Here is a 19,925-nt window from a genome sequence, read left to right as displayed (position 1 = left end):
AGAACGGGACCGCTGACAATGCTCGACGGCCCGACAATCGCTTGACGGCGATGCATTCTTGCGACGGTACGGCCGATCGAAAACTGAGGGACCCTTGAACAACGCAGTTCTGCGTGCTCTTGTTGCGATTGCCGCGGTCTTCAGTCTTTCATCGATGATCGCCGCGCCAGCCGTGCGGACGCCGCGGCGGGCAGCCGGTCGGACAACCACCAGCTCTGACCTGGGGCGAGGCGTACGGCGCGGTCAACCGGAACACCGGTTACGACCGCACATTCGCGCTGCGAAAGCAGAACAGCAACGGCGTGTGGACGTTCCTGAACCCGCGAACCCGTTCGTGGACCGGAACGAGTCACTGACAATGGCGCGATAAATGCGTCAGCGTCGACTCAAAAAAGCTCCCTTCCCGACGAGACCGGAATTTCGGTCACCGTCGGGAAGGTAGCCTTTCTGGTCTGCTACGGCCGGTCAGATGATGCCGGCCTCCCGGGCCTTGGCCTCGTTGCGCTGGTGCTGCTCGTACGTCTCGGCGAACTCGGAGTGGCCCTCCTTGTCGATCGCCACGAAGTAGAGCCACTTGCCCGTCGGCGTGGCCATGGCCCCTTCCAGGGCCTGCTTACCCGGGTTGTTGATCGGGGTGGGGATCATGCCGGGCAGCTTGCGGTTGTACGGGTTCTTCGGGTCGTCCAGCTCGGCCGCCGTCATCTGCTTGGACGACTTGGTCGGCTTGCCGATCGACTCCAGGTAGTAGTTGACAGTGACGTCCATCTCCAGGCAGTTGCAGGGGAACTCGCCGTACGCCCGGTTGTACGCCACCCGGGCGACCTTGCCGAGGTCGTCCTTGTTACCCGCCTCGGCCTGGGCCAACGACGCCACGATCAGCGCCTCGTACGGGCTGACCTTGCGTTCCTTCTGCACCCGGTCGGCGAACTTCATCTCCTGGGTCACGGTGAGGAAGTTGTCCACCATCAGCTTGAGGATGCTCTCCGCGGTGGCCTTCGGCGGGATCTCGTACGTGTCCGGGTAGAGGAAGCCCTCGACGGACTTGACGACCTTCTTGCCGTCGTCGCGCTTGAACCACCAGTCCGGAACGCCGAGCGCCTCCGGGTCCTTCGCGGCGGCCTCGAACTCCTTGACCGGGATCTTGGTCTTGTCGGAGAGCAGCTTGTAGATGTTCTTGGCGGTGCGGCCCTCGCGGATGGTGAGCCCGTTGACGATCTTGTTCTTCAGGTCGAGCATCGCGGTGACGGCACTCTCGCCGCTCATCTGCTTGCGCAGCTTGTACGTGCCCGGCTGGATGTTCTTGCTGCGGGAGTTGGCCTCGGCCGCCTCGATGAACGCCTTCTGGCTCTTCACCACGTCGGCCGCGACGAGGGCGTCGGCCATGTCGGCGATCAGCGCCCCGTTCTTGATCTCAACGGTGATCTCACCGGACCCGGCGCCGTCGTAGTCGGGGGTGACGAAGTAGTTCTGGATGCGGTCGAAGCCGTAGAACGCGCCACCACCGATGCCGCCCAGCAGGACCAGGGCCATCAGCAGAGCCAGGAACGTCTTGCCCCGGCCGCCGCCACCGGACTTACCGTTGCGCTTGCGGAAGCCGCGCCGATGCCGGCCCTTCTCCCCCCGCTCCGGCTCGTCGAACCCAAGGTCCAGATCGTCGATCATTACGTCCGCCTCCGCTGCGCATCCAGCCAGCTCTGCAGGATCTCCACCGCGGCCGCCTGGTCGACAACCGCACGTTGACGTTTACCTCGGACGCCACGCTCGGCAAGCCTACGAGAAGCGACCACGGTCGACATCCTCTCGTCAGTGAGCGTTACCGGGACGGGCGCTATCACATCGACCAGTCGGTCAGCGTACGCCTTCACATGGACGGCCGCAGGGCCATGCTTGCCCGCGAGATTGACCGGAAGGCCGACGACAACAACAACGGCCTCGTGCTCGGCCACCAGCGCGGCCAACTCGGCAAGGTCGCTCGGCACCGCGTCCGGCGCCGCCGTCAGATCACGGGCCAGTGTGACCAGCGGCGTTGCCAGGATCCCGTCCGGATCCGAGCGGGAGACCCCCACCCGCACCTGACCGACATCCACACCGATCCGCACACCGCGCTTGAACTCAACCACCGACGGTCACCGCCCGGTGGGTACGAACCAGGGCGGACCAGATGGCCCGCCCTGGCTGAGAGTGATCGCCCATCACGCCTCGGTGATCGCCTTCTCGACGGTGAGCAGCAGGTTCGGAGCCTCGGTCGACGGCAGTCCGCCACCCTGGGCCAGGTCGGGGCTGCCACCGCCGCGCCCGGAGAACGCCGCCTTCACCAGGTCCGACGCGGCCAGGCCACGGCTGCGCGCGGCCGCGTTGACCGCCACCACCAGGGACGCCTTGCCGTTCGACCGGGCCGCCACCGCGACCACCGCCGGCCGCGCCGGGTCGATCTTGCCGCGAATCTCCTGGGCCAGGGTCCGCACGTCGTTACCGGCCGCGCCCTCCGGCGCCTCGGTGCCCACGTACGCGACCCCGCGCACGTCCTTGGCCTGCGCGGCGAGCGCCGCCGCACCACCCAGCACCAGCTGGGCACGCAGCTTCTCCAGCTCCTTCTCCGCGTCCCGGAGCTGGGTGACGGTCTGCTCCACCCGGTCGGCGACCTGGTCGTTGGGCACCCTGTACAGCTCCGCCAACCGGGAGACCAGCAGGTGCTCACGGGCCAGGAAGCCGAAGGCGTCCATGCCGACCAGCGCCTCGACCCGGCGAACGCCGGAACCGATGGACGACTCGGAGAGGATCTTCACGAGGCCGAGCTGGGCCGAGCGGGCCACGTGCGTGCCGCCGCACAGCTCCCGGGCGTAGTCACCCACCTCGACGACCCGCACCTCCTCGCCGTACTTCTCGCCGAAGAGCGCCATCGCCCCGATCCGCCGCGCCTCGTCCAGCGAGGTGATGAAGGCGTGCACCTCCAGGTCGGCCAGGAGCACCTCGTTGACCTGCTGCTCCACGTCCCGCAGGACGGTCGGCGACACCCCGGTCGGGGTGTTGAAGTCGAACCGGAGGCGACCGGGCGCGTTCAGCGATCCCGCCTGGGTCGCCGACTCACCGAGGAAGTTGCGCATGGTCTGGTGCACCAGGTGCGTGGCGGTGTGCGACCGGGAGATCGCCCGCCGCCGGGTCGTGTCGATCTCGGCGTAGCCGGCCTCACCGGCGCGCACCTCACCCCGGATCACCCGGGCGCGGTGCACGATCAGGCCGGGCACCGGCTGCTGCACGTCGAGCACCTCGACCTGCCCGCCACCGACGGTGATCATGCCCTGGTCGGGCTGCTGACCACCGCCCTCGGCGTAGAACGGCGTCGTGTCGAGAACCAGCTCGATGGTGTCGCCCTCGGTCGCCGCCTGGCGCGGGCCGTCGGCACCGAGCAGCGCCCGGACCGTCGACTCGCGGGCCACCTCGCTGTAGCCGGTGAACGTCACCGGGCCACCCGAGTCGAGCACCGACCGGTACGCCGACAGGTCGGTGTGACCGGTCTTGCGGGCCTGCGCGTCCGCCTTCGCCCGGGTCCGCTGGTCGGCCATCAGCCGCCGGAACCCCTCGTCGTCCACCTGGAGGCCCTGCTCGGCGGCGATCTCCAGGGTCAGGTCGATCGGGAAGCCGTACGTGTCGTGCAGCTGGAACGCCTTCGCCCCGGACAGCGAGGTGCCTCCCGCGGTGCGGGTCTCGGCGATCGCGGTGTCCAGGATCGTCGTGCCGGCACGCAGGGTGGACAGGAACGCCTCCTCCTCCGCGTACGCGTAGTCCGCGATCCGGTCGAAGTCGGTCGCCAGCTCCGGGTACGACGGGGCCATGCAGTCGCGGGCCACCGGCAGCAGCTCGGGCAGCGCGCGATCCTGCCAGCCGAGCAGCCGGATCGACCGGATCGCCCGGCGCATGATCCGGCGAAGCACGTAGCCGCGCCCCTCGTTGGACGGGGTCACGCCGTCGCCGATCAGCATCAGCGCCGTGCGCACGTGGTCGGCGATCACCCGCAGCCGGACGTCGTCCGGGTGCGACTCGCTGGCCACGTGCCCGGAGTGCGCGCCGTACCGCTTACCGGTCAGCTCCGCCGCCCGCGCCAGGATCGGCCGGACCTCGTCGATCTCGTACAGGTTGTCGACGCCCTGCAGGATCGAGGCCATCCGCTCCAGGCCCATGCCGGTGTCGATGTTCTTCGCCGGCAGGTCCCCCAGGATCGGGTAGTCCTCCTTGGTGGTGCCCGGACCCCGCTCGAACTGCATGAACACGAGATTCCAGTACTCCATGTACCGGTCCTCGTCGACCGCCGGGCCGCCCTCCCGGCCGTACTCCGGGCCCCGGTCGTAGAACAGCTCCGACGACGGGCCGCACGGCCCGGGAATGCCCATCGACCAGAAGTTGTCCGCCTTGCCCCGGCGGACGATCCGGTCGGCCGGCACACCCACCGACCGCCAGATCTCGTACGCCTCGTCGTCGTCGAGGTAGATCGTCGGCCAGATCCGCTCGGGGTCCAGGCCGTAGCCACCCTCGGCGATCGGCTTCGTGGACAGCTCCCAGGCCAGCGGGATCGCGCCGGCCTTGAAGTAGTCACCGAAGGAGAAGTTGCCGTTCATCTGGAAGAACGTGCCGTGCCGGCTGGTCTTGCCGACCTCGTCGATGTCCGGGGTGCGCAGGCACTTCTGCACACTGACCGCCCGCTGGTACGGGGGAGTCTGATGACCCAGGAAGTACGGCACGAACTGCACCATGCCGGCGTTGACGAACAACAGGTTCGGGTCGCTGATGGCGGGCAGCGGAGCTGACGGCACCACGGTGTGGCCATTCGCCTCGAAGTGCGCGAGGTACCGTCGCTTGATCTCCGCCGTCTTCATCGCTGGTGCTCCTCCGGAAAGATTTCCCGATCGCCGATCCGCGGGTCTTCCCGCAGCTCGGCGAACTGATCGTCGAACGCCTCGCCCTGGGCGAACGCCTGGTGGATCTCCTGCTCGCGCTCGGCCATGCCGACCCGCACATCCTCCACGAAGCTACGCAGCGACTCGACCAGCCCGCCAGCGGATTCCGTCAACGTGCTGGCGATGCCGGCCGGTGTGTACGCCTGGGCGGTCCGGGTCGCCTTGCGGACCACGATCACACCGACGGCCACTCCGATACCGAGCCAGAACAGACGCCTCATGTCTCGTTACCTCCTGGTGCGCCGGCCGGTCAGCGGTTGCCGCGCCGCGCGGCCCGCCGCTGCTGCTTGATGGTGTCGCGGACCTCACGCTCGGTCTCGGCGTGCCGACGGCCGGCGGCGGCCTTGCGCACGCTGTAGCCGAACGCGGCCACCTTGACCAGCGGGTTGGCAGCCGCCGCGGAGACGACGGTGGCCAGGTTGGCGACGTTGGCGGTGACGTTCTGCGCGTGGCTGGTCATCGTGTCGACCTTCGCCAGCTGCAGGTTGACGCCGTCGAGCGAGGTCTGCACCTGCTCCAGCGCCGTGTTGACGTTCTTCACAGTGGTGTTCACGTCACCGAGCAGCGGCGCTGTCCGGTCGTTGAGGTCGTTGATCATGCGGGTGGTGGCGTCAACCGTGTGCCGCAGCCGCAGGATGGGCAGCGTCAGAATGAGCACCAGCACCGCGAACGCGCACGCCGCGATCAGCGCCGCGATGGCTCCAATGTCGCCCACGCCTGTCCTCCTCAAGCAGAGTTCCGCAGGACCCGACGTCCTCGGAACGCACAACGATGGCACCCGTACCGGTCGTCGAGTCGTCGACGCTCACCGGTAGCGGGCATGCCCGCCAGCCCCAGACCCTACCGTCCGTGATGGAGGCCGGCTCAGGACGGTGAGGGTGTCAGCTCCCCCAGCGGATCACCACTGACCGTCGGGAACGGATCCTCTCCGGTCAGTGACGGGTCGGTGGTCGGCTGCGGCCTGGTCCGCTCGTCGTCGATCGCGTTGCGTACCTTCACCGACACCAACGAGCCGGTGCACCCTGTCGCAGCGGCCGACGGATCGGCAGACGGATCGGTCGACGGCACGACGGCCGGCTCGCCGTCGACCGGCGGCGGCACACAGGTCGGCTCGCGGACCCACAGGTCGAGCGTCAACTCGTCGCGCCGCCAGCAGGTGTAGCTGCCCTTGGTCTCCTGCTCCGGGCAGCGGCTCACCTTCCACGGCTGCCAACCGTCCTGACGCAACGCGTTCTCGTAGGCCTTCGCCGTCTCGTCCGGCGCCTTCTCCGAGGTGACGGTGCGCTCACGCAGCCGGCAGTCGAGCAGACACCACCGGCTGCCGCTGACGTCGTCGACGGTCTTCGCGGCAGCCCAGCCGGGCACGTCGAGCTTGTCCAGGTTGTCGAAGACCGGGTCACGGCTCAACGTCCGGATGCCGAAGAAGAGCGGCACCGCACCGAGCAGCACGATGCTGACCAGCGCCAGCACCGCCGCACGCAGCCGGCGTCGTTCACGCGACTCGCGGTGCGCCTCGGCCCGGGCACCCGCTGCGGCGGCGTCGTCCGGCGAGTCCTGATCCGCTGGGCGCAGGGCCGGCCCGCCGGACGGATCCGGTGCCGGGCGGTCCACCGGGCCGGACGGGGACGGCACCACGGCTGCGGCGCGGGCCACACCGACGGGATCGCCGGGGCGGCCGGGTGGCGGCACCGGGGCGACACCGCTCGGCTCGGCTCGGCCGGGCTCCCGATTCGGAGGCAGGGCACGGCCGGCGGCACGGTCAGGTGGCACCGGTCGACCGACCTGCGCACCACCACGGGCCGGCGCGGGAGAACCCGGTCCGCCGCCCGGCGCACCGCCCGGCCGTTCGTCGGCGGAGGGCGGTTGCATGCCACCGGGTGGGCGGACGGCGGCGCGGGCCGGACCGTCCAGACGCGGACGCGGCGGCCCGTCTCCACCCGGAGGCACGGCGGCACGAGCCGGGCCCTCCGAACGGACGGCGTCGCGGGGGCCGGCACCCGGTGCCTCACCCGCAACGGGCCGGGCCCGACCGGGCGGAGTGGAACGGGCGGCACCCCGAACCGGTGCGGCGGGGCCGGCACCGGGCGCGGGTCGCCCAGCGGCATAAGGGTCGTCGCCCCGGTCGCTCGCCGGTCCCTGTCGACCCGGGCCACCCTCGACGGGCGGACGTCGCCGACCGGCCGGATCCGGAGCGGGCATCCCGTCCGGACCAGGACCAGCAGCCCCACGACCACGCCGCACTGTGGGATCCGGAGCAGGCGCCGTGGCGCCCCGGCCCCGGCCGGGACGGTCGCCGGTCGCCGGCGGATAGGGCGTCGCCTGTTCTCCGGTGGAACCCGACGCGTCGGGGCGTACGGCACGACGACCGGTGGGCCCCTCCGAGCCCGGGTCGGTCGGCGGGCCGGCGGGCCGGCGACCAGCGGAGCGCTCCGCGGCCGGATCGGGTACGCCGAGCCGACCAGCCGTCGGGTCGACGATGTCACCGGCGCCGGCGGGCGGTACGGGACGCCGGCCCTCGGCCGGCGGGGGCCCGCCTCGGCGGTTGACCACCGGCAGGCCCGGGTCGGTGTGCGGCAGGCGACCGGCCTGGCGCAGCCAGTCGGCGGGCCGCTCCGGGCGGTCCGGTCGAGGTTCGCCGCCGGCCGGCGTACGCCGCTCCGGCTCGTCGGAGGTGGCCCGGCGGCGACCCGTGCCGTCGGTGGGGGCGATGGTGGGCGTCGCGCCGCTGTGACCGCCGGACGCTGCGGGCACCGGCGGCGCGTTGCCCGAGCGGGGCACCATCGGCTCGTCGGGTTCGGCGGCGCGGCGGTGGCCGCCGGCTGCCGGGCGGGAGCGCTCGGCGGCACGGGGGCCGGTGGGCTCCGGCGCGCCGGGGTCGACCGGGCCTGGCCGGCGTCGGGCGGTACGCGGGTCACGGTCGATGGCGGGGTCGGGTCGCAGGCCATCCGCGACCGGCGGGACGGCGCCGGCCGGAGTGCCGTCGTACCGCGCTGCGGCGGGGGACGGCGCGGTGCCCCGCGCTGGATCGGGTGCTGGACCGGCGGACCGGCGACCGGCGGGCGTGCCGTCGGCAGGCGGCACCGCGCGGCCGGGCTCGACGGGCTCGGGGCCCGGTCGGCGGCCCGGCGCTCCGGCGTCCGGTCGGCGCAACGGTGGCATGGCGTCCGGGTTACCCCCGGGCGTGGCAGCGTCCGGACGGCGACCGGTCGGACCGGCGGCATCCGGACGGCGACCGGTCGGGGCGCCGGAGGTCGGAGGGCCTACGGGTGGGCCGGGCGGAACCGCCGCAGGGCGGGAGCGGACCGGGCCGCCGGGCGCGTCGGGGCGAGGCTCCGGTGGGCCGGCCGGGTCGCCGCCAACTGGCCGGGCGGTGGGTGGCGCTGGTGGTACGGCGGCACGCGCAGCGGGTGCCGGCTGCACTCCTCGGCGCGCCGGCTGGCCCGGGGCGGGTGCACCGGGGCTGGCCGCGGGTGGCCGCTCATCCGGGCGGCGGCCGGCGGGCGGCGCCTCCCCCGGCCAGGGACCGTCGACCGGTCGACGGGGGCCGGCACCCGGGTCGGTCTGGCGCGGCGCGGGTGGAGCCGGGGCCTCCGGCGGCACCGGAGCACCGCCGCGTCCACCGGCCGGCGCTGCCGGCGCACCCGTACGCGGCCCCGCAGGTTCGGCTGGCGCACCCGCAGCGGGACGGCCCGGCTCCGCCGGGGCGCCGTCCGGGCCCAGCTCGGTGCGTTGCTGCTTGGCAGAGCGCAGGTCGTCGATCCAGCCGAACTCCTCGCCGGCGACCGGCTCCTCGGGCTCGGGCTCGGCGGCCCGCCCCCGACCCCAGCGACGCGTCTTGGCGCGGGGATCGCGCCGCTCGTCCGGGCCCTCGTCCGGGCGGTCCCCACCACGCGATCTCACTGTTGACCCTCTCCTGCGGCGTCAGTGCCGCTGTCCTGCATCGTGCCCGGTGCGCCCGTGCCGGTCGCCGGGCGACCGGTCTCGCCAGGTAGCGCCGACGCGGCCTGTGCCGTTACAGGTGGCTCGGCTGTCGGAGTGTCCGGACGGACGGTCGGGGCCGGCAGACCCCGCACGATCCGGCGCAGCAGCGGCAGCCGGGTGGCCACCGACCGTTCGGCGCCGTGCGGGCTGGGCTGGTAGTAGTCGGTGCCCACCAGGTCGTCCGGGACGTACTGCTGGGTGACCACACCGCGCTGGTCGTCGTGCGGGTAGCGGTAGCCGGTGCCGTGGCCCAACCCTCGGGCGCCGGCGTAGTGCGCGTCACGCAGCCCTCGCGGCACCGGGCCACCGCGACCGGCCCGGACGTCGGCGATCGCGGCGCCGATGGCGGTGGTGGCGGAGTTCGACTTGGGCGCCGTCGCCAGGTGGATCACCGCCTGGGCCAGGTTGAGCTGCACTTCGGGCAGCCCGACGTACTCGACGGCGTGCGCGGCGGCGGTCGCGACGCTCAGCGCTGTGGGATCGGCCATGCCCACGTCCTCGCTGGCGAAGATGACCAGGCGGCGGGCGATGAACCGGGCGTCCTCGCCGGCGACCAGCATGCGGGCCAGCCAGTGCACCGCGGCGTCCACGTCCGAACCGCGCATGCTCTTGATGAAGGCGCTGACCACGTCGTAGTGGGCGTCGCCGTCGCGGTCGTAGCGCACCGCCGCCACGTCGACGGCCTGCTCGGCGGTGGCGAGGTCGATCCGCCCGGCGCCGAGCGCCGTGGCGGAGGCCGCCGCCGCTTCCAGTGCGGTGAGTGCCTTGCGGACGTCACCGGCGGCCAGCCGGACCAGGTGGTCCTCGGCCTCCGGGGTCAGGGTCAGGGCGTTGTCCAGGCCGCGCTTGTCGGTGACCGCGCGGCGCAGCAGGCCCCGCACCGCCGCGTCGTCCAACGGTTGCAGGGTGAGCAGCACGCACCGCGACAGCAACGGCGAGATGACCGAGAAGTACGGGTTTTCGGTGGTCGCCGCCAGCAACGTGACAGTACGGTCCTCGACGGCGGCGAGCAGTGAATCCTGCTGGGTCTTGCTGAACCGGTGCACCTCGTCGATGAAGAGTACGGTCTGCGGGCCGCCCGAGCGGCGCTGGCGGCGGGCCGCCTCGATCACCGCCCGGACGTCCTTGACGCCGGCGGAGAGCGCCGACATGGCGACGAATCGGCGGTCGGTCGCCCCGGCCACCAGGTGCGCGATGGTGGTCTTGCCGCTGCCCGGCGGGCCCCAGAGGATCACCGACAGCGGGGCGCCGCCGGAGACCAGCTGCCGTAGTGGGGCGCCGGGGGCGAGCAGGTGGTCCTGACCGATCAGCTCGTCGAGGGTCACCGGGCGCATCCGGACGGGCAGGGGTGAGTCGTCGGCCACCGCGGTGAAGCCGTCGACACCGGCGGGGCCGTCGGGCGCGCTGCGCGACCCGGCGGGTTCACCGAGGGAGAAGAGGGCGTCGGACTCCATCACGAAGACAGTACCGGGCCGGGCCCACGACGCCGGAATCGCGCCGTGGGCCCGCCACCGGTGATCGGTTCCGGTCAGCCGCGACCGGGGCGACGGCCCCGGTACCAGCGGCCGCCGCCACCGCCGCCACCGCCGCGCGGGCCGCTGCCCACGCCGGCCAGGTAGAGCGAGAGCAGGAGCAGCCCGATGAGCACGAGGGTGTTCCAGTTGAACAGGTCAGGTGCGCCGAAGTCGGTGTTGAGCAGATCGAGCAGCAGGGCAAAGCCAAAGACGATGGCCGCGAGAATGGCGAGCATGTCGGTCCTCCGGTGGGGGTTCCCAGTAGGTCGGCGCGTGATGTACCCAATCGGTCCACTCGTCAATCTCCACGGTGGATCTGGTTGCGTCGCCGCTGCCCGGCGCGGGCGTCGCACCGCCGGCTCCTAGGCTGGTGAGCATGATCATCGACGACCCGGTGCTCCAGGACACCCGTGCCATCCTGGCCGCCGTCGGCCACCACCCGTTCGCCCGGCACGCGCTCGGACCGGGCACACCGGCTCGCGGTTACCGGCGCAACGGCGCCGTGGTGTGGAAGGTGGCGCCCGAGCACGGGCCGGCCGGCTGCGGGATCGGCCCGGCCCGGGCGGCGATCGAGACCTGTGCCGCGCTGGCGGCCGACGGGCTGCTGCAACCGGGGCAGCGACTGCACCTGCCCCGCCACGATCGCGGTCTGCTGGCCGACCAGCTGACGGTGACCGAGCACCGCGACTGGGACTTCCACTGGACCGACGCGGCACCGCCGGCACAGGCCGACGAGCACCGGGTGGTGCGACTCGCCGAGGCGGACCGTCCCGCGCTGGAGGCCCTGATCGACGTGGCGTTCCCGAGCAGCACCTCCCGCCCCGGCGACCCACGGGTGGTGGCCTGGTACGGCATCCGGGCCGGCGACCGGCTGGTGGCCTGCGGCGCGGACCGCAGTCAGAGCGACGTGGGCTTCCTCGCCGGCCTGACCGTGGCCCCGGACCAACGGGGTCGGGGCCTGGGTGCCGCCCTGACCGCCGGCATGACCCGGGCGCTGCTGGCCCGCCACGACACCGTCGCGCTGGGCGTCTACACGGACAACGTCGGGGCCGCACGTCTCTACCGTCGACTGGGCTTCACCAACACCCTCCCGCTCAGCTCGGTCCGCCTCGGGTGAGACGCGAGGTGCCCCTTGCCGTGACAGGGGGCACCTCGTCCTCACCGGTCGGCCGGTACGGGAACCGCCGTCGGCTCGGCCGCAGGGGCGCGGCGCCCGGCCAGCCAGGCCGGCAGGTAGAGCGGGGCGGCGGCGGCGAGCACCACCGCGCCGACCACCATCGCGGCGCTGATGCTGGTGGCGGCGGCGAACGCGGTCAGCACCACCCCACCGAGGGCGGCGGCCGGCTGCGCCATCATCGAGTTCAGCGAGAGCACGCTGGTCCGGTACGGGCCGTCGACCTGCCGGTGCAGCAGCCCACTGTGCAGCGGGTTGGACGCGCCGTGCACGGCGTAGCAGGCCAGGTACGCCACCAGCACGCCGACCGGCCCGGCGAACAAGCCCATCCCGACCACAGTCACACCCTGGAGGATGCGCAGCAGGGCCGCACCCGGCGCGGCGCCGAACCAGCGCAGCAGCAGTGGGGTCAGTGCCGCACCGGCCGCCGAGGCGAGCCAGGCGGCCGAGTTCGCCGGCCCGAGCAACGCCGCCGCGCGTTCCGGATCACCGATCACCTCGGCGAGCCGGACCGGCAGCAACGACTCGAAGGTGACCATGCCGAAGCCCCAGAACAGCTCGACGGCCACCAACGCCAGCAGCACCCGGGAGCGACGCAAGAGCCCGACGGCCTGGCCGATCATCCGGGCGCCTGGACCACTGAGGCCCGCAGCGCCGCGAACCCGGTGGCCGGCCGCTCTTCGACAAGCAACACGACCAGCGCGACGAGCGCCGCCGCCTGCGCGACGATGGCGGCCAACACGGGCACCGTGAGCGCGCTGACCGGTCCGATCGGGCCGAGCGCGATCAGGCCGCCGCTGATCAGCGCGCCACCGCCGATCGCACCGCCGATGACGGTGCCGGCGTACCCGAGGCCGCGCTCGTACTCGGCCTCCGGGTCCGCGGCCAGGGTGGCGTCGACGTACCAGGACTCCAACGGGCCGCTGTCCAACGCCCGGTAGACGCCCTGCAAGGCCCAGACCACGAAGAACAGCCAGAACGAGTCGGCCACCGCGAACAGCGCCAACGACGCGAGGTTCAGCACCCCGGCGGCGAGCAGCACCGGTCGGCGACCGAGAGCGTCGGCGAGCCCGCCGGTGGGCAACTCCAGCGCCAGCACCAGCAGGCCCTGCGCGGTGCCGACCAGGCCGATCTGCGGCAGTGACAGGCCACGCTCCTGCATCAGCAGGATCATGACCGGGATCATCAGACCCGTGGGCAGCCAGCGCAGGCCGTAGAGCGTGAGGTAGCGACGCCGGACCTGGCGTACGGTCAGCGCGCTCACGACATTGCCTCAGTTCGCGACTGCGGGGCTCGCAAACCCCGCTCACTCCTCGCGCTCACCAGCGCTCGTCCAGCCGTGGGATGCCCGCCAGGAACAGGTGCACCGGCTTTACGTCGGCGCTGTCCGCGACGGGCTCATCGCGGTAGCGCATCAGCACCGCCCACAACTCGTCGTTGAGTGCCCGCAGCCGGGTCGGGTCGAGCGGCAGCACCAGGTCACTCATGCCGGCGGCATCGCGCCAGTCCCGGGGGTGGTGGTGCTCGACGGCCAGCCACCGCTCGGCCAGGTCGGCCATCACCCGCACCTGATCAGCCTGGATCCACTGCACGGCGGCGCGGGCGTCCGGGTCGTCGTCGAAGTCGGTGGGCTCGAAGTCGCTGATGTCGTGTGCCGCCTGCCACCATCGCTGCCGGCTGGTGCCCCGGTCGGGGTCCTCGGTCACCAGCCCGACCTCGGCGAGCTGGCGCAGGTGGTAGCTCGTGGCACCGGTGTTGGTGTTCAGCTTCTCGGCCAGGGCGGTCGCGGTCGCCGGACCGTCGACCCGCAGCGAGCCGAGCAGCCGCATTCGCAGCGGGTGGGCCAGCGTGCGGACCTGTTGGTTGTCCAGATGGACTCGACGTGGCTCGACCGACCCGCCGGGTGAAGGGCTCTCCATACGTGCACACTATCTCTGCACACTTCCTATGCACAAGAGTTGTGCATAGGAAGTGTGCAATGGCGATCAGGGTGCCAGGAGTTCGCGTACCCCGCGCAGTCGCGTGCGCAGCAGGCCGACGGCGCGAGCGGAGTCGAGGCGTACGTCGAGGGGGCGGGACAGGCCGACGGCGGCCCCGGTGGTGGTCTTGAGTCCGGCCGGGTCGAGGCCGAACCGCTCGGCGACCAGCAGGCCCAGCTCGGCCCGGCTCACGGCGTCCGGGCCGGCCACGTTGAGCAGACCGGCGTACGTCGAGGCGACCAGTTCCAGTACGGCGTCCGCGAGGTCGGTGACGTCGATCGGGCAGCGCAGCTCGTCGCTGAACAGCACGGCCCGGCCGGCGAGCGCCTCCCGGCAGAGCTGGATCTGCTTGCTGCCCTCCCCCACGATCAGGGAGGTACGCACCAGGGCCGCGCCGGGGTCGATCGCCCGCACGGCGGTCTCGGCGGCGGCCTTCGCGGCGCCGTACGCGTGCACCGGCGTGGGCGGGTCGTCGTCGGCGTACGGCGTGGGTCGGCCGGCGTGCAGCGCGTCACTGGACACGTGCACCAGTCGGGCACCCACCTCGGCGGCGGCGACCGCCACGTGCGCGGCACCGTCGGCGGTGACCGCCCAGTCGTCGTACCGGTAGGGGGTCCCGACCACGGCGTCCGGCCGCACCTCGGCGACCAGCGCGCGCACGGCGGCCCGGTCGGTCACGTCCAGCCGGCGCTCCGCAACGCCCGGCGCGGCGATCTCACCGGAGTAAAACGTCCCAACAACCGACCAGCCAAGCCCGAGGCCCCGCCGACAAACGGCACGCCCAAGAAGCCCACTACCCCCGACAACAAGCACCCGCATCCCAGCCCACTCCCCCACCGACGATCAAGAGGTTTGCGTCATCTCGCGGGGCGATGATGACGCAAACCTCTTGATCAACCAAGCAGGAGCGGGGGTCAGACCGGGTCTGGTACCGGGGCTGCGGGGCCGGCCGTTCCCGTGTGGGCGGTTGCGGGCGGCTTGGGCTTGGCGTCGATGCCGGCCTCGGCGCGCTGCTGGGCGGTGATCGGGGTGGGAGCGCTGGTCAGCGGGTCGAAGCCACCCCGGGTCTTCGGGAAGGCGATGACCTCGCGGATCGAGTCGGCGCCGGCGAGCAGCATGCAGACCCGGTCCCAGCCGAAGGCGATGCCGCCGTGCGGAGGGGCGCCGTACTTGAACGCCTCCAGCAGGAAGCCGAACTTGTCCTGCGCCTCCTCGGGGGTGATGCCGAGCAGGTCGAAGACCCGCTTCTGCACGTCACCACGGTGGATACGGATCGACCCGCCGCCGATCTCGTTGCCGTTGCAGACGATGTCGTACGCGTAGGCGAGGGCCCGGTCCGGAGCCTCCTCGAACCGGTCGACCCACTCCGAGTTCGGCGAGGTGAACGGGTGGTGCACGGCCGTCCAGCCGCCCTCGTCCGTGCGCTCGAACATCGGCGCATCGACCACCCAGCAGAACGCCCAGGCGCTCTCGTCGATCAACCCGGTCCGCTTGGCGATCTCGATCCGAGCCGCGCCCAGCAGCTCCTGCGCCTCCCGGGTGGTGGCGCTGGCGGCGAAGAAGATCGCGTCGCCCGGCTTGGCGCCGACCGTGTCGGCGAGCCCGCCCAGGTGCTCGGCGGAGAGGTTCTTCGCCACCGGGCCACGCGCCTCGCCGGTCTCGGCGTCCAGCACCACGTACGCCAGGCCGCGCGCGCCGCGCGCCTTGGCCCAGTCCTGCCAGCCGTCCAGTTCCTTGCGGCTCTGCGCGGCACCACCCGGCATCACGACCGCGCCGACGTAGCCACCCGCGTCGATCGCCCCGGCGAAGACCCGGAACTCGGTGCCACGCAGGTAGTCGGTCAGCTCGGTCAGCTCGACGCCGTAGCGCAGGTCCGGCTTGTCGGAGCCGTACCGGGCCATCGCGTCGTGCCAGGTGATCCGCGGGATCGGCTGGCTGATCTCGTGCCCGGCCAGGTCCTTCCAGAGCGCCGACACGATCGCCTCGCCGAGGTCGATCACGTCGTCCTCGGTGACGAACGACATCTCGATGTCGAGCTGGGTGAACTCGGGCTGCCGGTCGGCGCGGAAGTCCTCGTCGCGGTAGCAGCGGGCGATCTGGTAGTACCGCTCCATGCCGCCGACCATCAGCAGCTGCTTGAACAGCTGCGGCGACTGCGGCAGCGCATACCAGCTGCCGGGCTGAAGTCGCACCGGGACCAGGAAGTCACGGGCGCCCTCGGGCGTCGAGCGGGTCAGCGTCGGCGTCTCGATCTCCAGGAAGTCCCGCTCGTGCAGCACGCCCCGGGCCAGGTGGCTGGCACGCGAGCGCAGCCGCAGCGCGTTCGCCGGGCCGCTGCGGCGCAGGTCCAGGTAGCGGTAGCGGAGCCGGATGTCGTCGCCGGCCTCGATCTGGTCGTCCACCGGCAGCGGCAACGGCGCCGCCTCGGAGAGCACCTCCAGGTCGGTGACGGTCACCTCGACCTCACCGGTGGGCAGCTCCGGGTTCTCGTTGCCGGCCGGTCGGCGGGTCACCTCACCGACGACCTTCACGCAGAACTCGTTGCGCAGCGCGTGCGCATCTTCCTCACGGAACACCACCTGGACAACACCGGAACCGTCGCGCAGGTCGACGAAGATGACCCCGCCGTGGTCGCGCCGGCGGGCCACCCAGCCGGCGAGCGTCACCGTCGAGCCGGCGTCCGCGGCGCGCAGGCTTCCGGCATTGTGGGTACGGATCACGGCTGGCAACTCCTCATCGTGGAACAGTCCTCACCGGCATTCTGTCAGGGGTGGCCGCCCTGCCTCCGGGGCACCCGGCAGGCCGACGCGATTCGCAGGTGGGGCAGCCCGGCGAACCCGGCTCGGGCAGCGGCCATGCCGGTTAACGTGGCGAAATGCGCGCCGTACCGAACTGGGCCGTCGCTACGGCGGCTGCCGCACCCCTGCTGCTGGTGGCCGGCTGGACGGTCGCGGAGGCGCGGCAGCCCGCCGGTTACGACCCGATCCGGGACACCATCAGTGAGTTGGCCGGGCAGGAGGCCGTCGACCCCTGGATCATGATCACCGCGCTGGTGCTGCTCGGGTGCTGCTACCTGGCCGTCGCCGCCGTGCTGCACGCGGCCGGATTGCCCAGCCGGTTCCTGCTCGCCGTCGGCGGGGTGGCGACCATCGCGCTGGTCGCGTTCCCCCGCCCCACTGTCGGCGGTTCGCTCAGCCACGGCATCGCGGCGACAGTGGCGGTGCTCGCCCTGGCGCTCTGGCCGGCCGGCTCGGCGCTGTGGCTTCCGCGCGGGCACGACACCCAGCACCCGAACAGGCCGGACCCGCCCTGGGCGTTCCGTCGGGCGGTGGGGCTGAGCGCCACGGTGGTGCTGCTCGCGCTCTTCGGGTGGTGCTCGTACGAGGTGACCAGCGGGTCCCGCACCGGGCTGGCCGAGCGGGTGACGGCGGTGGCGGTCTCACTCTGGCCACTGCTGGCCATCCTCTCCGCCCGGCGGGCGCACCTGGCCTGGGCCGTCGGCGGTGCGACAGCCATCGGCCCGACGTTGCCGACCGGCGGCGTCGTACCCCCGGATCCGCTCGGGCCCACAATCGGGCCCACTCCTCGAGGGCCCGATCGGCTGCCGTAGGTCACGGTGTATCGGCCCGAATGCCAGGCCTCGGGCCCGGGAGTGGGGCCGTTCGCACCGCTACGCTCACCCGATGTCCGCCGTTCCCCGCTGGACCCTGCTGTCGGCCGCTGGCGCACCGTTGTTTCTGATCGAGGGCTGGACGCTGGCGCAGGCCGCCCAGCCCGAGGAGTTCGACCCGGTCCGGCAGACCATCAGCGCGCTCGCCGCCGCCGACGCCGACCAACGCTGGATCATGACGGTGGGGCTGGCTGGCCTGGGCATCTGTCACCTGGCAACCGCGCTCGGCCTGGTCGTCGCGGCACCGGCGGGTCGTGGGCTGCTCGCCCTGGGCGGCCTTGCCACACTGGTTCTGGTCGCGTTCCCGCAACACCCGGGAGGCGGGTCGACGACGCACGTCGTCGCCGCTGGGGTGGCGTTCGTGGCGTTGGCTGTCTGGCCCGCCCTGGCGGTGCCCCACCGAGCGGCGCCGACGGTGCCCAGTCGAGCCGCGCCGACGGTGCCCCGTCGAGCGGCACCGCCCCTCGGCCGAGTCCGGCGCGATCCACCGGACGGGTCGGCTCTGCGCGTCCGCTGGACAGCGCTCGCGGTGACGGCGGTGCTCCTCGGACTGCTCGGCTGGTTCGCCGTCGAGTTCTTCACCGACGGCGCGTGGATCGGGTTGACGGAGCGGCTGGTGGCGGCCGCGGAGGCGGTCGTACCGTTGGCCGCCGTGCTCGCCGCGCTGGCCTTCGGGCGGCGGCCGGGCTGACCGCTTGGCACCGCTCTTTTCTGAGGTACGCCGAGCGCACCGTGGACGGCGGGCAGCCAGGACAGCGAACGGGCCGCCGGAGGAATCCGGCGGCCCGCTGGCGGTGACTGGATCAGAAGACGCTGACGCCGTAACGGCTGAGCGCCTCGGTGACCGGCTGGAAGTAGGTCGTGCCGCCGGTGCGGCAGTTGCCACTGCCGCCGGAGGTCATGCCCAGGGCGGTGCCACCGGCGAACAGCGAGCCGCCGCTGTCGCCCGGCTCGGCGCAGACGTTGGTGCGGATCAGGCCGGAGACCGAGCCCTCGGCGTAGTTCACCGTGGCGTTGGTCGCGTTCACCGAGCCGCTGCGCAGGCCGGTGGTGCTGCCGGAACGCTGCACCGACTGGCCGACCGACGCGTTGCCGGAGCCGGTGATGTCGCGGAAGCTGCCGTTGTAGAGCGACACGTTGCCGGCCGCGTTGGCCGAGTTGCTGTGCCGCACGATGCCGTAGTCGTTACCCGGGAAGCTGGTGCCGGTACGGGTGCCGATCAGCGAGCTCTGGGAGGAGTTCGAGTACCAGCTGGACGCGATGTTGGTGCAGTGCCCGGCCGTCACGAACGAGTAGGTGCTGCCACTGCGCACGTTGAAGCCGAGCGAGCAACGCCCGCCCCCGCCGGCGTAGATGGCCTGACCGCCGGAGATCCGGGTGCTCAGCACGCCGGCCTCGGCCTCGACCCGGACCGCGCCGTTGGCCCGCGCGGCGGCGGCCTTGACCCGCTCCAGCTTGGCACCGGTGACGGTGCTGTCCACGGAGACGACGACCTGGTTGGTGACCGGGTCACTCCACCAGGCGGTGCCCGGGATCTTGGCGGACCGCTCCAGGTCCGCGGTGGCCCGGTTGAGCTCGCCGGCACCACGGGTGACGTAGCGGACGACGGCGCCGGCCTTGCTCGCCTTGCTGGCGGCGGCGGCGTCGGTCACCGTGACGACGGACTTGCCGCTGGCGTCGATGTACGAGCCGGCGGAGCGGTCACCGAGGGCCGCGGAGAGCGCCGCGGCGGCATCGGGCGAGGCGGCGGGAGCGGCCTGGGCGGGTGCGCCGATGAGCGCGCCGACGACCAGGGATCCGGACACGGCGACGGTGGCCGCGACGCGGAACGAGGACCTCGTGGGTCGCATGTAACAAACCTCCTGGGCGGGGGGACGGATCACGCCGGGGGGAACGGCTGACCCGAGGGCAACCCGGCCGATCTGCGAAAACCGGTCGAGTGAACTGAAGTATTCACATACTTAAGATCATTGACAAGGCCTGGTTTCGCCCGGATTTGCCGATCTTGGCAGGCCACAATGCCGCAACACCCCTGACACGCTGGTGAACAACGACCGTCACACCCGCATGGTTTTTCGCGCGCACGATCGTCGATGCCTTCCCCGGCACCGGATGCCGGGTGGGTGGGGGCGCCGCGTGTCAGGGCGTACGGCGGCGTGCGCCGGGGCCCGGGCGCGGCACCACGTCGCGCGGCTGTTCCACGTCGTGCCCCTCGGCGCAGCGCAGGTCCACACGAACCGGAGCGCCACAGTCACGGTGAGCGACGCTGAGTGGCGGACCCTCCGGGCCGGCGAGGTACCGGTCGCCCCAGCCGAGCACGGCGACCAGCACCGGCCACAGGTCCAGGCCCTTCTCCGTCAGCCGGTACTCGTGGCGCGACCGGCTGCCCGGCTCCCGGTACGGCTCACGGCTCAGCACGCCCTGCTCGACCAGGGTGGCCAGCCGGTTGGTCAGCACCTGACGCGGGATGCCGGTGCGCACCCGCATGTCGTCGAAGCGGCGTACGCCGGTGAACACCTCGCGGAGCACCACCAGGGTCCACCGCTCACCGAGGATCTCCATCGCGCGGGCGATGGTGCAGTTGTCCACCGACCAGTCCAGTGCCGCGGGTCGCATCCGACCAGGCTAGGTCTCATTGACAGACTCAGCAACCTG

The 19,925-nt window shown here is 72.3% G+C and carries 16 protein-coding genes and 1 pseudogene; 3 read left to right on the top strand and 14 right to left on the bottom strand.

The window, feature by feature from the left end; all coding sequences use genetic code 11:
• Positions 1-465: 465 nt before the first annotated feature.
• The 8 genes from mltG to AC3CF1_RS30950 all read right to left on the bottom strand — a co-directional run bounded on the left by mltG (position 466) and on the right by AC3CF1_RS30950 (position 10,683).
• A complete protein-coding gene (gene mltG / locus AC3CF1_RS30985) occupies positions 466-1,662 on the bottom strand; it encodes an endolytic transglycosylase MltG (protein WP_488451855.1) in 1,197 nt (398 codons plus the stop codon).
• Positions 1,662-2,120 carry a Holliday junction resolvase RuvX gene (ruvX, locus tag AC3CF1_RS30980; protein WP_088947438.1) on the bottom strand — a complete coding sequence of 153 codons (459 nt, stop codon included), beginning with the start codon at positions 2,118-2,120 and terminating at the stop codon, positions 1,662-1,664. The genes mltG and ruvX overlap by 1 nt, the downstream gene beginning before the upstream one ends.
• 72 nt (positions 2,121-2,192) lie before the next feature.
• Entirely contained in the window at positions 2,193-4,871 is a 2,679-nt protein-coding gene (gene alaS, locus AC3CF1_RS30975) for an alanine--tRNA ligase (RefSeq protein ID WP_488451854.1), read from the bottom strand.
• Complete coding sequence (locus AC3CF1_RS30970) at positions 4,868-5,173, bottom strand: hypothetical protein (RefSeq protein WP_088947436.1); 306 nt, start codon at positions 5,171-5,173, stop codon at positions 4,868-4,870. Before AC3CF1_RS30970 ends, alaS begins: the two co-directional genes overlap by 4 nt.
• Positions 5,174-5,202: 29 nt before the next feature.
• The gene (locus AC3CF1_RS30965; RefSeq protein ID WP_088947435.1) at positions 5,203-5,667 is read right to left on the bottom strand and encodes a DUF948 domain-containing protein; all 465 of its coding nucleotides are present in this window, start codon (positions 5,665-5,667) and stop codon (positions 5,203-5,205) included.
• Positions 5,668-5,816: 149 nt separating this feature from the next.
• A complete protein-coding gene (locus AC3CF1_RS30960; RefSeq protein ID WP_088951625.1) occupies positions 5,817-6,524 on the bottom strand; it encodes a hypothetical protein in 708 nt (235 codons plus the stop codon).
• Between the two features lie 2,324 nt (positions 6,525-8,848).
• Positions 8,849-10,387: a replication-associated recombination protein A gene (locus AC3CF1_RS30955; RefSeq protein WP_488451853.1), complete on the bottom strand. Its 1,539-nt coding sequence runs from the start codon at positions 10,385-10,387 to the stop codon at positions 8,849-8,851.
• Positions 10,388-10,461: 74 nt separating this feature from the next.
• Positions 10,462-10,683: a hypothetical protein gene (locus AC3CF1_RS30950; protein WP_053658556.1), complete on the bottom strand. Its 222-nt coding sequence runs from the start codon at positions 10,681-10,683 to the stop codon at positions 10,462-10,464.
• 140 nt (positions 10,684-10,823) lie between these two features.
• Here AC3CF1_RS30950 and AC3CF1_RS30945 point away from each other — a divergent pair, with 140 nt between their 5' ends.
• Positions 10,824-11,564, top strand: coding sequence for a GNAT family N-acetyltransferase (locus AC3CF1_RS30945; RefSeq protein WP_488451852.1), 741 nt, complete (start codon positions 10,824-10,826; stop codon positions 11,562-11,564).
• Between the two features lie 53 nt (positions 11,565-11,617).
• Here the strand turns inward: AC3CF1_RS30945 and AC3CF1_RS30940 are convergent.
• The 4 genes and pseudogenes from AC3CF1_RS30940 to aspS all read right to left on the bottom strand — a co-directional run.
• Positions 11,618-12,885 (bottom strand): annotated as a pseudogene (locus AC3CF1_RS30940) (MFS transporter); the annotation flags it as partial.
• 55 nt (positions 12,886-12,940) lie between these two features.
• The gene (locus AC3CF1_RS30935) at positions 12,941-13,540 is read right to left on the bottom strand and encodes a helix-turn-helix domain-containing protein (protein ID WP_488451851.1); all 600 of its coding nucleotides are present in this window, start codon (positions 13,538-13,540) and stop codon (positions 12,941-12,943) included.
• A gap of 66 nt (positions 13,541-13,606) precedes the next feature.
• Positions 13,607-14,419: a sugar nucleotide-binding protein gene (locus tag AC3CF1_RS30930; RefSeq protein WP_488451850.1), complete on the bottom strand. Its 813-nt coding sequence runs from the start codon at positions 14,417-14,419 to the stop codon at positions 13,607-13,609.
• Between the two features lie 95 nt (positions 14,420-14,514).
• Complete coding sequence (gene aspS, locus AC3CF1_RS30925; RefSeq protein WP_488451849.1) at positions 14,515-16,320, bottom strand: aspartate--tRNA ligase; 1,806 nt, start codon at positions 16,318-16,320, stop codon at positions 14,515-14,517.
• A 155-nt stretch (positions 16,321-16,475) separates the two neighbouring features.
• Between aspS and AC3CF1_RS30920 the strand changes: the two genes are divergently transcribed.
• Together AC3CF1_RS30920 and AC3CF1_RS30915 are read left to right on the top strand one after the other, a co-directional pair.
• Positions 16,476-17,210 (top strand): DUF998 domain-containing protein, encoded by a 735-nt coding sequence (locus AC3CF1_RS30920; protein ID WP_355162422.1) that lies wholly within the window; start codon positions 16,476-16,478, stop codon positions 17,208-17,210.
• 73 nt (positions 17,211-17,283) lie between these two features.
• Entirely contained in the window at positions 17,284-17,961 is a 678-nt protein-coding gene (locus AC3CF1_RS30915) for a DUF998 domain-containing protein (RefSeq protein WP_488451848.1), read from the top strand.
• A 112-nt stretch (positions 17,962-18,073) separates the two neighbouring features.
• On the opposite strand, the gene AC3CF1_RS30910 is transcribed toward AC3CF1_RS30915, so the two are convergent.
• Positions 18,074-19,120 carry a S1 family peptidase gene (locus tag AC3CF1_RS30910; protein WP_088947424.1) on the bottom strand — a complete coding sequence of 349 codons (1,047 nt, stop codon included), beginning with the start codon at positions 19,118-19,120 and terminating at the stop codon, positions 18,074-18,076.
• A 289-nt stretch (positions 19,121-19,409) separates the two neighbouring features.
• The gene (locus AC3CF1_RS30905) at positions 19,410-19,886 is read right to left on the bottom strand and encodes a winged helix-turn-helix transcriptional regulator (protein ID WP_354984012.1); all 477 of its coding nucleotides are present in this window, start codon (positions 19,884-19,886) and stop codon (positions 19,410-19,412) included.
• Positions 19,887-19,925: the final 39 nt, after the last annotated feature.

Source organism: Micromonospora sp. MGP-C2 (genome assembly GCF_057766525.1).
Note: the sequence above shows the minus strand (reverse complement) of the source record. Positions and strands in the feature narration are given on the sequence as shown.